This is a genomic window from Streptomyces sp. NPDC003023 (assembly GCF_042888225.1).
Lineage (GTDB): Bacteria > Actinomycetota > Actinomycetes > Streptomycetales > Streptomycetaceae > Streptomyces.
Genome location: NZ_JBIAPL010000014.1, coordinates 71,579 through 86,501 on the forward strand (window position 1 = coordinate 71,579; position 14,923 = coordinate 86,501).

Annotated in this window: 14 protein-coding genes; 10 read left to right on the forward strand and 4 right to left on the reverse strand. The window is 73.7% G+C overall.

What is annotated here, in order from left to right:
- Window positions 1–72: 72 nt before the first annotated feature.
- The 7 genes from ACFYV1_RS31475 to ACFYV1_RS31505 all read left to right on the forward strand — a co-directional run bounded on the left by ACFYV1_RS31475 (window position 73) and on the right by ACFYV1_RS31505 (window position 6,552).
- Window positions 73–1,308, forward strand: a complete 1,236-nt coding sequence (locus ACFYV1_RS31475) for a beta-ketoacyl-[acyl-carrier-protein] synthase family protein (protein ID WP_389399040.1) — start codon at window positions 73–75, stop codon at window positions 1,306–1,308.
- A complete protein-coding gene (locus ACFYV1_RS31480) occupies window positions 1,305–2,120 on the forward strand; it encodes a MaoC family dehydratase (RefSeq protein ID WP_389399041.1) in 816 nt (271 codons plus the stop codon). Before ACFYV1_RS31475 ends, ACFYV1_RS31480 begins: the two co-directional genes overlap by 4 nt.
- On the forward strand, window positions 2,117–3,568 hold the full coding sequence (locus tag ACFYV1_RS31485) for an AMP-binding protein (RefSeq protein ID WP_389399042.1): 1,452 nt from the start codon (window positions 2,117–2,119) through the stop codon (window positions 3,566–3,568). The genes ACFYV1_RS31480 and ACFYV1_RS31485 overlap by 4 nt, the downstream gene beginning before the upstream one ends.
- Entirely contained in the window at window positions 3,565–3,822 is a 258-nt protein-coding gene (locus ACFYV1_RS31490) for an acyl carrier protein (protein WP_389399043.1), read from the forward strand. The genes ACFYV1_RS31485 and ACFYV1_RS31490 overlap by 4 nt, the downstream gene beginning before the upstream one ends.
- A gap of 2 nt (window positions 3,823–3,824) precedes the next feature.
- Entirely contained in the window at window positions 3,825–4,856 is a 1,032-nt protein-coding gene (locus ACFYV1_RS31495) for a hypothetical protein (RefSeq protein WP_389399044.1), read from the forward strand.
- 148 nt (window positions 4,857–5,004) lie between these two features.
- On the forward strand, window positions 5,005–5,379 hold the full coding sequence (locus ACFYV1_RS31500; RefSeq protein WP_389399045.1) for an ectoine synthase: 375 nt from the start codon (window positions 5,005–5,007) through the stop codon (window positions 5,377–5,379).
- Between the two features lie 27 nt (window positions 5,380–5,406).
- The gene (locus ACFYV1_RS31505) at window positions 5,407–6,552 is read left to right on the forward strand and encodes an acyl-CoA dehydrogenase family protein (RefSeq protein ID WP_389399046.1); all 1,146 of its coding nucleotides are present in this window, start codon (window positions 5,407–5,409) and stop codon (window positions 6,550–6,552) included.
- 31 nt (window positions 6,553–6,583) lie between these two features.
- On the opposite strand, the gene ACFYV1_RS31510 is transcribed toward ACFYV1_RS31505, so the two are convergent.
- The gene (locus ACFYV1_RS31510) at window positions 6,584–8,119 is read right to left on the reverse strand and encodes a trehalase family glycosidase (RefSeq protein ID WP_389399047.1); all 1,536 of its coding nucleotides are present in this window, start codon (window positions 8,117–8,119) and stop codon (window positions 6,584–6,586) included.
- A gap of 438 nt (window positions 8,120–8,557) precedes the next feature.
- On the opposite strand from ACFYV1_RS31510, the gene ACFYV1_RS31515 reads away from it, so the two are divergent.
- Together ACFYV1_RS31515 and ACFYV1_RS31520 are read left to right on the forward strand one after the other, a co-directional pair.
- Entirely contained in the window at window positions 8,558–9,259 is a 702-nt protein-coding gene (locus ACFYV1_RS31515) for an indole-3-glycerol-phosphate synthase (protein ID WP_389399048.1), read from the forward strand.
- 199 nt (window positions 9,260–9,458) lie between these two features.
- On the forward strand, window positions 9,459–10,307 hold the full coding sequence (locus tag ACFYV1_RS31520; protein ID WP_389399129.1) for an alpha/beta hydrolase: 849 nt from the start codon (window positions 9,459–9,461) through the stop codon (window positions 10,305–10,307).
- A gap of 106 nt (window positions 10,308–10,413) precedes the next feature.
- On the opposite strand, the gene ACFYV1_RS31525 is transcribed toward ACFYV1_RS31520, so the two are convergent.
- The 3 genes from ACFYV1_RS31525 to ACFYV1_RS31535 form a co-directional block, all read right to left on the reverse strand.
- Window positions 10,414–11,052, reverse strand: coding sequence for a DUF6875 domain-containing protein (locus ACFYV1_RS31525; protein WP_389399049.1), 639 nt, complete (start codon window positions 11,050–11,052; stop codon window positions 10,414–10,416).
- The gene (locus ACFYV1_RS31530; RefSeq protein ID WP_389399050.1) at window positions 11,049–11,603 is read right to left on the reverse strand and encodes a hypothetical protein; all 555 of its coding nucleotides are present in this window, start codon (window positions 11,601–11,603) and stop codon (window positions 11,049–11,051) included. The genes ACFYV1_RS31525 and ACFYV1_RS31530 overlap by 4 nt, the downstream gene beginning before the upstream one ends.
- A gap of 282 nt (window positions 11,604–11,885) precedes the next feature.
- A complete protein-coding gene (locus ACFYV1_RS31535; protein WP_389399051.1) occupies window positions 11,886–13,265 on the reverse strand; it encodes a pyridoxal phosphate-dependent decarboxylase family protein in 1,380 nt (459 codons plus the stop codon).
- 165 nt (window positions 13,266–13,430) lie between these two features.
- Between ACFYV1_RS31535 and ACFYV1_RS31540 the strand changes: the two genes are divergently transcribed.
- Entirely contained in the window at window positions 13,431–14,882 is a 1,452-nt protein-coding gene (locus ACFYV1_RS31540) for a multicopper oxidase family protein (protein ID WP_389399052.1), read from the forward strand.
- Window positions 14,883–14,923: the final 41 nt, after the last annotated feature.

Consider the following 14,923-nt stretch of genomic DNA (forward strand, 5'->3'; position numbering starts at 1 on the left):
CGGCGGACGACCGCACCCGCCGGCCGGCCGCACCCGCCGGAAGAACCGGACAGACGAAAACGGGAACCCATCATGGCAACCTCCACCCCACCCCCGGTCGTGATCACCGGCATCGGCGTGGTCACACCGGCGGGCTGCACCCCGGACGACCTCATGGCCGGCCTGCGCGCAGGCCGCTCCACCGCCGCCCGTCTCACCCACCTCGACCTCGCCCGCCACCGGGTACGGATCGGCTGCCGCGTCAGCGGACTCGACGGCCTCGGCCTCGTCGGAGCCAAGGACGCCCGCAGGATGGACCCGTTCGCCCTGTACGGGACGAGTGCCGCGCTCGCCGCCCACCAGGACGCGGGCGCCCCCGCCCCCGACCCGGCCCGCACCGCGATCGTGGTGGGCAACGCGGTCGGCGGGCGGGCCACCAGCGACGCCGAGTCCGCCCACTTCACCGAGCACGGCCCGCACCGGGTCAACCCGCTGATGCCGCTGATGACGATGCCCAACGCGGCCGCCGCCCAGATCGCGATGCGTCTTTCCTGGACCGGCCCCGCCACCACCATCGCCACCACCTGCGCCAGCGGCGCCGACGCCATCGGCCACGCGAGGCTGCTGCTGCAGACCCACCGTGCCGACGTCGTCATCGCCGGCGGCTGCGAGTCCACCCTCACCCCCGTCACCCTCGCCGGGTTCGGCAACCTCAACGCCGTCTCCCTGCGCAACGACGATCCCGAACGGGCCAGCCGGCCCTTCGACGCGGACCGCGACGGATTCGTGATGGGGGAGGGGGCCGGATTCGTCGTCATGGAACGCGCCGACGACGCCCGCGCCCGCGGTGCCCGCCCCTACGCCGAAGTCGCCGGCTACGGCGCCACGTCCGACGCGCACCACCTGTCGATGCCGCTGCCCGACGGCTCGGGCGCGGCCGGCGCCATGACGGCCGCCCTCGCGGACGCCGGCCTCACTGCGGCCGACATCGCACACATCAACGCGCACGGCACCTCCACCCCTCACAACGACCGGGCCGAAGCGGCCGCCCTGAACAAGGTGTTCGGCTCCGGCGGCCCGCCGGTCACCGCCCCCAAGGGCGTCATCGGCCACCTCATCGGCGCCGCCGGCGCCGTCGAACTCGTCGCCGCCGTCCTCGCGATGCGCGCACGCGAGGTACCGCCCACCGCCAACCACCAGCGCCTCGAACCAGGATTGGACATCGACGTGGTCCACGACAGCCCCCGCACCATCGCCTCCGGCCCCGCCCTGTCGAACTCCTTCGGCTTCGGCGGTCACAACGCCTCCCTGGTGGTGGCGCCGGTATGACGACGACCCCCGCCCTCGCCCGCAGCGCCGAACACACCGCGAGCGCCGCCGAGATCGACGCCTACCGCACCGCCGTGCGCCTCGGCCTCCCCACCGCGGCCACACCCCACGCCTCGCCCGTGCACACCTTCGTCCTCGGCCACGCGCTCGCCGACCAGACGGTCCGCTCGCTGACCGCGGCACAGGAGGCGTCCGTGGTCCACCTCGGCCAGGACATCCGTCTCGAGCGGCCCGTACGCGCCCGGGAACACGTCACCGTCCTGCTCGACGTCGCCGGCGCCCGGCGGGAGCCGCGCGGCACCCGTATCGCGGTCCGTACCCGCCTGGCCGGCGACGACGGCGCCGTCTTCGCCGAACTGACCACCCACGCCCTGCTCGTCGGCGCCCGCGGCACCGAACCGTTCGGCGACATCCCCACGGCCGGCGCCCCCGCCTCAGCCGGGCCGGCGGGCGAGACGGCCACCGTCTCGCACACCTTCACCGAGGAGTCGATTCGCGCCTACGCGCACGCCTCCGGCGACCTCAACCCCATCCACCTCGACGCGGAAGCCGCCCGCGGCGCCGGCTTCGAGACGGTCATCGCCCACGGCATGAGCGTGATCGCCCTGGCCTGCGAGGAGATCGCCGACCGCTACGCGGCCGGTGACATCTCCCGTGTCCACGCCTTCGGCGGCCGCTTCTCCGCCCCCGTGGCCCCCGGCGTCCCCCTCGACATCACCCTCCAGCCCGACGCCGCCCGCACTGTGGTGCGCTTCGCCTGCCGGACCCCGAACGGACCCGCCGTCAAAAGCGGCTGGGCACAGCTGCGATGAACAGGCCCACCGGCCTCCTCGGCGGCTTCCTCACCCAGGTCCGCCACCGGCCCGACGCCACCGCCCTGATCTGGCGCGGCGAACACACCACCTACCGCGCCCTGTACGAGGCGGCAGGCCGCGAACGGGAACGCTTCGCGGTGCTCGGCATCGCCCCCGGCGACACCGTCGGCATCCTCGCCCGCACCTCGCCCGCCGCGATCGCCCTGGTCCTGGCCTGCCTGCTGTCGAAGCGGCCGTTCCTGCTGCCGCCCCCGGCGCTTCCCGCCGCCCTGCTCAACGACCTGTTCGCCCGGGCCGGCTGCACCCGCGTCCTCACCCCCGGACAGGACCACGGGCAAGCGCAGGCGCAAGGGCAGGGACAGGAGCATGTCGTCCCCGTTCGGAGGCCGGCGGGTCACGTCCCCGGGTACGGGCGCGGACGCCGCCCGGCGCCCGCCACCACCGCCGGCGTCCCGCACCGCCCGGCCGGTGAGCCCGCCGCGTTCATGCTCGCCGCCTCCGGTTCCGGCGGACCGCCCAGGATCGTGCCGCTGGACCATCGGGCCGTCGACCGCTGCACCGGCTGGGCCGCCGGCGCCTTCGGCATCGAGGAGGGCACGAACGTCCTCAGCCACGCACCCCTGCACTCCGGCCTGAGCCTCCTCGACATCTGGACCAGTCTCGCGAGCGGCGCCACCGTCGTGATCGCGCAGACGGCCACGACCGCGGACGGCCCGGGGCTGCTGGAGCTGTTCACCCGCCACGGCGTCCACGTCGTCCAGGGCCCGCCCGCGCTGTACGGGCTGCTCGCCGACGCCGCCCGCCGCACCGGCACCACCCTGGACGGTGTCCGCCACGCCGTGTTCACCAAAGGCGCCCTGCCCGACCGTGTCCTCGCCGCGCTGCCGCACCTGTTCCCCGGCGCACGCCTGCACAACGTGTACGGCTGCACCGAGACGGGCGCCAGCTTCATCCACGAGGTCGACACCGGCGCCACCGTCTTCCCTCCCGTCCCCATAGGCCGGCCCCTGCCCGGTGTGAGAGCCCTCGTCGTCGACGCACGCGGCACCCCCGTGAAGGGCCCGGGCACCGGCGAGCTGTACGTCGCCACCCCCTTCAGGTCGCCGGGCGGCCACCTGAACCGCACCCGGCGCCGCACCACGCCCACGCCCACACCCGGCACCGGCAACACACCCACCGCCACCGCCACCGCCACTGCCATCGCCACTGTCACCGGCACCGCCACCGGCGAGGAGCGCACCTGGTTCCGCACCGGCGACCTCGTACGCCGCGACGTCGACGGCCTGCTCCACCTGGCCGGCCGCGGCGCGCAGCGAACCCCGGCCCGCCCGGCCGCCCGGCGGACCGCCGGCCCGACCCGGCCCACAGCCACCACCCGACACGCCGGGCGCACCGCGTCCGGCCGACGCAACGAACTGATCCCGGACCGAGGAAGGACGTCATGAGCCACAACGACACCATCAAGAAGTTCGTCATCGAGGAGTTCCTGCCGGACCTCGGTGTCCACGAGCTGGGCGACGACCACGACCTGCTCTCCGACGGCGTCATCGACTCCCTCGGCGTGCTCAAGCTCATCGCCTGGGTCGAGGACCACTTCCAGCTCGCCGTCGGCGACGCCGACCTCGACCCCGACAACTTCCGCAGCGTCAACGCCATCGACGCCTTCATCGCGCAGACGCGCCAGGGGGTGACCTCCTAGCCATGCATCCCGCGCTCACCGGCCTGCTCGCAGGCGCAGAGGTGACCGAGCGCGAGACCTGGCGATCACTGTGGGACCGGCTCGGCGACGGCACGCTCGGAAAGGAGCAGGCCGTCGCCCTGCTGGCCTCCCTGACCACCAGCCTCCCCGGCCACCGGACCCTGCACGCCCTGCTGGAGTCACTGCAGGAACGAAGAACCACCGCCCGGCCCGGCCCGTGGCCCGGCACCGTCAACATCGTCGGCACCGGAGGCGGGCCCTCCACCTTCAACATCTCCACCGCCGCCGCGTTCACCGCCGCGGCAGCCGGCGTCCCGGTCGTCAAGACCGGCTCGCGCGCCTACACCTCCAGCCTCGGCTCGATCGATCTGCTCCAGCGGCTCGGCATCCGCCTGACCGCCTCCTACCAGCAGACCGAGCAGATGCTCGAGCGTCACGGCATCGCGTTCGCCGGCCCGTTCGTCTACCCCGCCGAACTGACCCGTCTGGCCCGCACGGTGGCACCGCTCGGCATGAAGCCCTTCGGCCGTTTCCTCAACGCGCTGGGCCCCTTCCTCGCCGACCTGCCCGTCACCGCCCAGGTCACCGGCGTCAGCGCCGCCATGCCGCTGCCCGACCTGCGCGAACTGGCCCGCACGGTCACCGGCCGGCGGATCTGGCTCACCGCCAACGACCACGGCGCCGACGAACTCCTCGGCTTCGCCGACAACACCGTCCACATCAACGACGGCACCCTCCTGCGGCTGCCGCCGGGTGAACTCACCGGCACCGGAGGCGACTTCGAGGCCCTGCGCCCCGTCGCGCCCGCCGACGCCGCCGACCACTTCCTCGCCGTCCTCGACGGGAGTGCCCACCGGGCCGCCACCGCCACCGTGTGCCTCAACGCCGCCGCCCTCGCCCTGGCCTCCGGCCGGTACGGCGACTGGCGAACCGCGTTCGCCGCCGCCCGGGAGGCCGTCGCCTCCGGCGCCGCCCTCGCCCTGGCCGAGCGGCTGCGCAGCGGCGCCCCGAAGGAGGCGCCCGCCCCGGGGTGAGGCCTCGCCGCACCCGCGGCCCCTTGAACGCCCCCGCCGGCCGCCGGCTGCCGGGGAGCAGGACACGACGGCGTGGCAGCAGGCCGCGCCCCGGGTCCGTCCGGAGCGTGCGGCACGGCGCCGCACAAGACCCAGATCGGAGTTGACCATGATCATCCGCGACATCGAGGACGTGAAGACCGTCGACTGGGGCAACGGAGTCAGCCGCCGTTTCCTCCTCGCGTCCGACGGCGTCGGCTACTCGCTCACCGACACCGTCGTCCTGGCCGGCACCAAGTCCCGCCTCGAGTACCGCAATCACCTCGAGGCCTGCTACTGCATCGCCGGCTCCGGAGAGGTCATCGAACTCGACGGCACCTCCCACCCCATCACCCCGGGCCGCATGTACGCGCTCGACCAGCACGACGCCCACTACCTGGTGGCCAGCCCCCACGAGGACCTGCGGCTCGTGTGCGTCTTCAGCCCGGCCCTCAGGGGCGACGAGGTCCACAGCCTCGACGAGCACGTCTCCTCCGCGTACTGACACGCGCAAACCGGAAGGCGATCCGCAGTGATCCGATGGAACACCGAACAGGCCGAGCTCCGCGAAGGCCTGGCACGGTGGGGTGAGGCGCTCAGCGCCGATCACATAGAACGGGACGAGCAGGCCACGTTCTCCTGGGACAAGTGGAAACTGATCCAGAAGACCGGCATCCTCGCCCTGCCCTTCGAGGAGGACCACGGCGGCCTCGGCCAGTCCCTCCTCACCACCATGTACGTCCTCGAAGCCCTCGGGGAGCACTGCCGCGACGCCGGCCTGAACTTCTCGGTGACCACCACCCTGGCCAGCACCGGCATCCCCCTGACCCTGTTCGGCACCCCCGAACAGAAAGAGAGGTACCTGCCACTCATCGCCTCCGGCGAAGCGATCGGCGCCCACGCCATCACCGAGTCCGAGGGCGGCTCCGACGCCATGGCGATGACCACGCGCGCCGAGCGCGACGGGGACCACTTCGTGCTGAACGGCAGCAAGACGTTCGTCAGCAACGGCCCCGTCGCCGACGTGTTCGTCGTCTACGCCCGCACCCGCCCTGACGGCGGGGCGCTCGGGGTCAGCACGTTCCTCGTGGACCGCGACACCCCCGGCCTCACCGTCGGCAACCCGATCAAGAAGATGGGCCTGCGGACCTCGCCGCTGAGCGAGTTGTACTTCGACGGGTGCCGCGTCCCCAGGACCCGGGTACTGGGCCGGGTCGGCGGCGGGTTCATCGTCCTCGACCACGTCATGAAACGGGAGATCCTCTTCTCCTTCGTCGTCAACGTGGGGGAGATGCAGCACCGGCTGGACCGCTGCGTCGACTACGCGAAGACCCGCCGCTCCTTCGGCAGACCCATCGGCTCCTACCAATCGATCGCCAACAAGATCGTCGACACCAAGATCGGACTGGAAACAGCCCGTAAATGGCTCTACGACACCGCCCAGCGCCTCGTCGACGGCGAGAACGTCACCACCGACCTGGCCATCGCCAAACTGCTCACCAGCCAGGCCAACGTGACCAGTTCACTGGCCGCCGTCCAGATCTTCGGCGGCCACGGATACATGTCCGAGTACGGGCTCGAGCAGGACGTGCGCAACGCGGTCGGCGGCACGATCTACTCGGGCACCAACGAGATCCAGTACAACCGCATCGCCTCGATGCTGGGACTGGGCACATGACGCCGTCCCCGCCCCACGGGGCGGGGACCCGTCACCCGCCGGCCCGCACCGCACCGGCCGCGGCGGCCGCCGCCGTTTCGTCCCGGCCGGTGCGGGCCAGCAGATCGAGGACGACGGCGGCGGTCCAGCTGAAACCTCTCGCGCCGCGCGCCTGCCCGGTGTGCGGATCGACGTACTCGGCGAAACCGGAACCACCGGCCGAGGCGAGCACCGCCCGCTCCAGGGCGTCGGCCAGGCCGGCCTCGCCGTGCTGCCGCAGCCCGCGCTCCAGGAGCCAGTTCACGTTGAACCAGGCCGGCCCGCGCCAGTAGCGGGACGCGTCGAAGGCCCGGCCGCGCAGGTCGTAGCTGGGCACCAGCCCACAGGCCGTACCGAGCCCGAAATGCGGCCCCGTCATGGTGCGCACCAACGCCTGCGCGACGGGACCGGGAAGCGAGGGAAGCGCCAGCGGCAGCAGACCGGTGACGCTCCTGTCACGCACCAGGGTGCCGGTGCGCACGTCCCGGCACAGGAACAGCCCGGCCTCCTCGTCCCACAGCCGCTCCACCAGCGCGGCGGTCAGACGCCGCGCCCGTGACCGGTGCGGCGCGGCGTCCTGCCCCAGCTCACCGGCGATGGCCGCCAGCGCGTGCTCGGACAGGGCGAGCAGCGCGTTGAAGCCGGGATCCTCGACGACGAAGGCGTGCTCGGTACCCGCGTCGCGGTAGCCGTGGTCCCGGTAGTGCGCGGCCAGGGCGACATAGCGGCCGTAGTCCAGATCGGTGGGCCGGTCCGCACGGTCGCCGTGCCCGAGGTCGGCCCGCCGGAAGGAGCCGGCCGGGGCCGGCTGAACCCGGTCGAGGGGCTCGTCCCAGCAGGGGCTGTTGTCCATGCCGGGCTCCCACGGGTGGAGCACGGCCGCCAGCCCGTCGCCGCCGAAGTCGCGGCAGCGCCGCAGATAGTCGTGCCAGGCCACCAACGCCGGCCAGGCGCGCTCCAGGAAGCCCCGGCGGCGCGAGAGGTCCGGATCGCTGCGGTGGACCAGCCAGGCGGCCAGCGCGTGCACGGGCGGCTGCACGATGCCGGACGTCTCGGTCGCGGCGGGGGCGCCCGCCGCCCGGCCCGCCGTGGAGGACCGCCAGAAGTCGGGGCTCGGGAAGTACGCCCCGAGCGGCACGGCCGGGTTGAAGACGATGTGCGGGATGCGCCCGTCGTCCCACTGGGCACCCAGCAGCGTCTCCAGCTCCCGCTGGGCGCGCTCGGGCGACAGATGACGCAGCCCGATGGCGATGAACGCCGAGTCCCAGCTCCACTGGTGCGGATACAGGGCGGGGGAGGGGACGGTCGAAGCTCCCGTCCAGTTGCCCAGCAGCACCTCGGCGGCCCGCCGGCGCAGCTCCTCGAGCCCGGCGGCCGGGGCGGCCTGCGACGGCCCGGTCTGCGACGGCCCGGTGACCTGCGGGGGGCCGGCCTGCGGCGGGACGAGAGGGCTGCGCGGCCTGGAAGCGTCGACGGGAAGCTCACCGGGCGGCCGGGGCGCCTTGGGACCGGCCTGCCCGGGAACGAGCGGGCCGCGGACGCGTTCCACCAGGGAGCTCCAGATGCTCGGGACCGCACACAGCGGAGGACAGCGACAGGGTATGCGTCGCCCCCGCGGGAAATCACCACCCCCGCACAGTGACATTCCCGACATAAGCGCCCCGCGGGTGCACGGTCCGCCCCTCACGCCCCGGGCGGCCCGCCCGCGCGTCCGGCCGGGGCACCACACGCCCCGCAACGCCGGCGCAACACCTCGGCCCCCCACCCCGCCCGCACCCCCCGCGCGCCGGGCGGACAGGCCCGCGGCCCCCTTGCACCCCGCTTGCCCCCGGCGCGCTTTGCTGCCCTGAAGGCGCCCGGCCGCTCCGGCGCACCGCCCGCGCCCTCCACCGGCACTGCGCCCCCGCTCATGTGCGCCGGTCCACCCTGCCTTCCAAGCGGCCGGGCCGGCGCACCGCACCGCACCTCTCGCACGCGAAGGAGCACCATGACGTCGTCCCGCTTCATCGAAGCCCTGCTCGGCGCCGAACGCCCCCTGGTCATGGAGGTCAAGCGGCGCGACGCGCACGGCATCGACCTCATGTCGGGCCGCACCCCCGCCGACATCGTCGCCGGCTACGAGGCCGCCGGCGCCCCCTGCATCTCCGTGGTCACCGGACGCTGGTTCGGCGGCACCCCCGACCTGCTGCGCGACGTCGCCCGGCTCACCGAACTCCCGTTGCTCCAGAAGGACTTCATCACCCGCCGCGACCAGCTCGAGACCGCCAGGACCCTCGGCGCGTCCGCCGTGCTGCTCACCGCCGCCCTGCTGCCCGCCTCCAGCATGCGCTCCCTGGTCACCGCGGCCCTGCGCACCGGCCTCACCCCGTTCGTCGAGATCACCGGCGAGGCCGAGCTCGAACACGTCCCGCACGCCGACGAGTGCGTGATCGCCGTCAACAACAAGGACATCAAGACCCGCGAACAGGACAGCGGCGACATCAGCCGCAGCCTGGCCCTGCTGCCCGCCCTGACCGCCGCCGGCACCCCCTGCCCGGTCAGCGCCAGCGCGATCGACACCCCCGAGACCGCCGCCCGCCTGCTGCGGGCCGGCTACCGGGGCCTGCTCATCGCCACCGCCCTGCTGCGCACCGAGGACCTGCACGCCTGGCCCACCGTCAGCGGCACCCGCCATGCCCCGGCCGCCTGAACCGCCCCCCGTCGCGCCCGCGCCGCCCCGGGCGGCAGCCGCCCCCGTACCCGCGCCGTCCCGGGTCCCGGCGACGCCCGTGCCCGCCCCGCTACGGCCGGCCACTCCCGAACCCGCCGCCCGGCCGGGGCCGGAGGCCCCCGCGGACCGGACCGCCGCGGATCAGGGCGTCGCGGACGGGACCGGGGCGGACCAGGGCGTGCGGATCGAGGAGATCACCCTCGACGCCGGCGCCCTTCAGCTGTCCGCCCTGTACGCGAGACCCCACCCGGCCGCCGGTGAGCCACGGGCCGTCGTCGTCGCCGTCCACGGGCTCGGCATGCACGCCCGCTACTTCCACTCGCCCGCCCACCCCGACCTGTCGCTGCTCACCCTCGCCGCGCGTCTCGGCCACCCGGTCCTCGCCGTCGACCGCCCCGGCCACGGCCGCCTCGCCCACCGCCACCCGGACGGCCAGCCGCTCGCCGAGCAGTCCGCCACCCTGCACCGGGCCCTCGCCGCGTTCGCCCGCGAACACCCCACCGGCGCCGGGTTCTTCCTCCTCGCCCACTCCTACGGCGGAAAGCTCGCCCTGCACGCCGCGGCCGACGACACCGCCGGCACTCTGATCGGCCTCGACATCTCCGGCCTCGGCCACTACTACGCCCCCGCCGCCCGCGGCTTCCCGGCCACCCTCGGCGGCGGCGCCTGGGGCCTCAACTGGGGCCCCATGCACCTCTATCCGCCCGGCACCTTCCGGGGCGCCCGCGCCCTGATGGCCCCCACCCCGCGCCGCGAGGAGCACGACCCCGGCCCGCCCTGGCCGCTGCGCTACCGGCAGCTCGCCCCCCGCGTGCGGGTCCCGGTACGCCTCACCTTCGCCGAGCACGAACAGTGGTGGCACACCGACGACGCCGCCCTCACCGCGATGGCCGCCCGCCTCAGCGCCTCGCCCCGGGTCCGCGTCGACCGCCAGGACGCGGCCGGCCACAACATCAGCCTCGGCTGGGCCGCCCGCCCCTACCATCTGCGGGCCCTCGCCTTCCTCGAGGAGTGCCTGCGCCCCTGACCGGGCCGTCGAGGCATGCCCGCCCGTTCCTGACCGCCTCGCCCGCGCACGACGCTGCCCCGGCCCCCTGTCACAGGGGGCCGGGGCAGCAGCGTGTGCCGACCGGTCAGGACACCACCCGGCTCACCAGCTCGTCCCGCATCCGCGCCGGTATGCCCGGCGCGAACTGCCGCAGATAGTGCGACAGATGCAGGTCCGTGTTCACCAGGAACGGCAGGTCGAACACCAGCAGCCGGCGCACCGCCAGCAGCGGCACCGGCGCACGCAGCGGCCGGAAGTCCTCGTTCCACAGGCCCGGTTCCGCGCACACCGGATGGAACTGGCCGATCATCAGCCCCTCGGCGACGAACTCGTCCTTCGCCGCCCGCTGCAGCGCGTCCAGCGGCGCCGAGTCCGACCGGTCCAGATGCGGCAGCACCATCAAGAGCGTCAGCAGCTCCCGGTCCTCCGCGTCCAGGTCCACCGCCAGCTTCTCGTACCAGACCCGCAGATGCGCCACCGCGTCCGCGAGCCCGGCCCGGTCCGTCCCCGTGGCCGGCACGGCCAGCAGGAACAGGTCACGGCGCAGCGACGGCTGCGTGTACGGGCACACGGGGCCGCTGCGGCCCAGCGACGGATGCCCGCTCACCAGGAACTCACGGCTCCACTCCAGCACCTGCCGCAGCGGCCCGGCATGCTCAGGCGGCACCATGTCCTGCTCCACCTCGGAGGGGGAGTAGATCCTCAGCGTCTCGTCGCCCCTCATCGCGGGTCCCTCCACAACGGCTCCAGCGACGGCCCGCCGTCCGGCAGCACGACGGCCGCCCCGAACGGTGCGAAACCGTGCCGCAGGCACGCGGCCCGCCCGCCGGGCGAACTCGCCTCCCCGTACACACCCACCCCCTGCGCGTCCGCGGCAGACGTCACCTCACCCACCAGCGACGCCAGCACACCGGCGCCGCGCGCCCGGGGAGACACCGCGCCGAACGCCAGGTAGTAGTGCGCCCGGCCCACCGGATGGCGCGCCGCCTGCAGAGCGGTGATCACCGACAGCCGGGCCGCGTCCTCGCCCAGCACGTGGGCGAACCGCCGCCCGTAGGCGTCATGGTGCCGCTCCACCTCCTCCCAGCCGCCCGGCGGCAGGAAGGTCAGCACCGCGTCCCGCCCGGCGGTGGTGCGCACCGCGTCGAACGCGAACGACATGTCGAGGAACACCCGGAAGAAGCCGGGCAGCACCGCGGCGCGGCGCCCGTCGTCGGGAGTGATCCACCGGGTGAGCGGATCGTCGAAGAAGGCATCGGCCAGCAGAGCGGCCAACCCGTCGGAATCCGCCCGCGACGCGGGCGACCCGACAGACACCGGTATCACCGGAACTGTTGACGAGGACAAGGGACCCATCCCTCCAAAGAGAACGGCGCCGGCCGTCCGCGCCCCGTACACCCCGCCCGCGGGGCGGACCCGCCCGGCTCACGGGCCCGGCCGCCGTACCCGCCGCGCCGCCGGCACCGGGCACGGCACAGCCGTGCCCGTACCCGCGCCTCACGGAGAGCGGCACCGGTTCCCGCTCGCCGGCGGACCGGCCCGCGGAGAAAGGGGCCTCTACCGTCTCCCGGCGGCCAGGGCGGCCAACTGCTCCACCCTGGCGTGGAGCCGGTCGAGACGGAGCTCGGCCTCCGGCTTGATCAGGACACTGCGCATCACCCGTGCCGCACCGGCGTCCCGCACCACGTGCGGATGACGCCGCGCGAACGCGTCCGCGTCCGCGCGCAGCACACTCAGGAACACCGGATCGTCCGCCGCGTACATGCCCTCGTGCAGCAACCGCTCACAGGCCGCGTCCACGCCGCTCAGCGAGAAGGGCCGCACCGCGGGCACGTACGTGACGATGTCGAGATCCGGCCGCTGGTACAGCTCCAGCACGTCGGAGCCGGCCAGCAGATCCGCCCAGGCGAGCGCCGCCCGGCGGCTCGCGGCGAGCATCCCGCCGAAGCCGTCCCGGCTCAGCGGCAGCAGCTGCAGCGTCAGCCACAGGCCCGCCGCCGACGCACCCGCCCGCGAACACTCCAGGCTGATCTCGCCCAGATGCAGCTTTGCCCGCGTGAAGTACGTGTAGGGGGAGTCGTGCGCGAAATGCCGCCCGGCTCCCGGGTCGTTGAACAGCACCGCCCCGCAGCCGTAGGGCTGCAGACCGTGCTTGTGCGGGTCGACCACCACCGAGTCGCAGCCGGCCACCGCCGCCCACGGCCGCGGGTCCAGCCCCACCGGGTCCGCGGAGAGGCCCAGCAGCGCGTGGAAACCGCCGTACGCCGCGTCCACATGCACCCGCGCCCCGTGGCGGCGCGCCATCGGCAGCACCTCGTGCACCTCGTCGACCGCGCCCAGCCCCGTCGTCCCCAGCGTCACCACCACGGTCCCGACCCGGCCCGTCGCCAGCAACCGCTCCAGCGCCTCGAGATCGATCCGGCCCCGCGCGTCGACCGGCACCCGGTGACCCTCCACGCCCAGCACATGGCACATCCGCTCATGCGTGTAATGGCACTCGGAGCTGTAGGCGACCCCCCGGTCGGGATGGGACTGGCGCGCCACGTACAGCGCCTCCAGGTTCGCCATCGTGCCGCTGGTCGTCAGATGGCCCAGCGGCTCCCGCAGACCGAACATCGCACCGAGCGCGGCGACACACTCGCGTTCCATCTCGGTGGTCGCCGGACCGCCCTCCGCAGCATGGTTGTTGGGGTTGAACAGCATCGCCGTCACATAGCCGACGACGGCCGCCGGATGCGGCGGCTTGACCATCTGCCCCGCGTACGACGGATGGAAGAACGGATAGTTGTCGTCCATCCGCTTGGCGAACCGCTCGAACACCGGCGCGAACGCCGCGTCGTCGATCCGGTGACTGGGATGGGCGGCGAACGGACCGAACCGCTCCCCGAACCGCTCGAAGACGTCCACCGCACGCGGAAGCCAGTACCGAAGATCCACGACAACGTCCTCCCAGGCGGCGCGACCGACGCCCCAGGTATACGGAGCACGGCGCAACACCCCCGCAATCGCCCCGCCCCGCGCCCGTCAGCCGCACCCCACCGCCGTGCGAGCCGGCCGTGCTGCACTCACCGGGCCCAGAACCTGCCCTCGAGGGAGAAGATCATGGTCACCCGACGCCGCGTGCTCGGCACGGCCCTCGCCACGACCACGGCCTCGCTGGCCACCGCCGCGGCCCTCACCCCCCTGCTCCAGGCGCGCAGCGCCCGGGCCGGCACCCACCCCCAGGGCGTCCCCCTGTTCGCCGTCCCCCTCCCGCAACCCCCCGTCCTCGAACCCGTGTCCACCGCCGGCGGCAAGGACACCTACGTCCTGACCCAGCGCCGCACCCGCGCACAGATACTCCCCGGCGTCCGCACCGAGGTCCTCACCTACAACGGCCACTTCCCCGGCCCGACCATCAGAGCCAGATCCGGCCGCCCGGTCGTCGTCCACCACCGCAACGCCCTGGACCACCCCGTCTCCGTCCACCTGCACGGCGCGTCCGTACCGCCCGGCGACGACGGCGGCCCCATGGACACCTTCGCCCCCGGCACCACCCGCACCTACACCTACCCCAACCGGCAGCCGCACGCCTCGCTCTGGTACCACGACCACGCCCACCACCACGAGTCCGAACACGTCTACCGCGGCCTGTCCGGCTCCTACCTGCTCACCGACGACACCGAGCAGGCCCTGCCGCTGCCCGCCGGCGCCTACGACATCCCCATCGCCCTGCGCGACGCCCGCTTCGACGAACAGAACACCCTCGTCTACGAGATGGACGACGCCCTGGGCCGCACCACCCTCCTCGCCAACGGCAAGCCCTACCCCTACCTCGAGGTCGCCGCCCGCAAGTACCGCTTCCGGCTGCTCAACTCCTCCAATCTGCGATTCTTCCGCCTGCGCCTCGCCGACGGCAGCCCCTTCATCCAGATCGGCTCCGACGGCGGCCTGCTGCCCACCCCCGCCCCCACGACCGACCTGTGGCTCTCACCCGCCGAACGCGCCGACATCGTCGTCGACTTCTCCCGCTACCCGCTCGGCACCCGACTGGTCCTGGAGAACACCGTGGGCCCCGGCACCCCCGAACAGGTCGGCCAGGTCCTGCGGTTCGACGTCGTGCGCACCGCCCCCGACCCCAGCCGCGTCCCGCCGGTGCTGCGCACCCTGCCGCCCCTGCCCACCGCCACCACGGAACGCTCCTTCGAGATGCGCATGAGCGACGAGAGCGGAGCCCCCGGCGCCCAGGGCCTGATCAACGACCGTGTCTTCGACCACGACCGCATCGACACCCGCATACGCCACGGAGCGTCCGAGATCTGGACCGTCACCAATCCGGGCACCCTGGTCCCGCACAACTTCCACCTGCACCTGGTGCAGTTCAGGGTCCTCGAACGCAACGGCCGGGCACCGGACGCCTCCGAGTCCGGCCTCAAGGACACCGTGCGCCTGCTGCCCGGCGAGACCGTACGGCTGCACGCCGTCTTCGACACCTACCGCGGCACCTACGTCTACCACTGCCACCTGCTCGACCACTCGGCCATGGGCATGATGGCCCAGATGCGTATCGGCTGAGGGCCTCGGCGTGGGCGGGTGAGCCGAAAACTCCGCGGGGC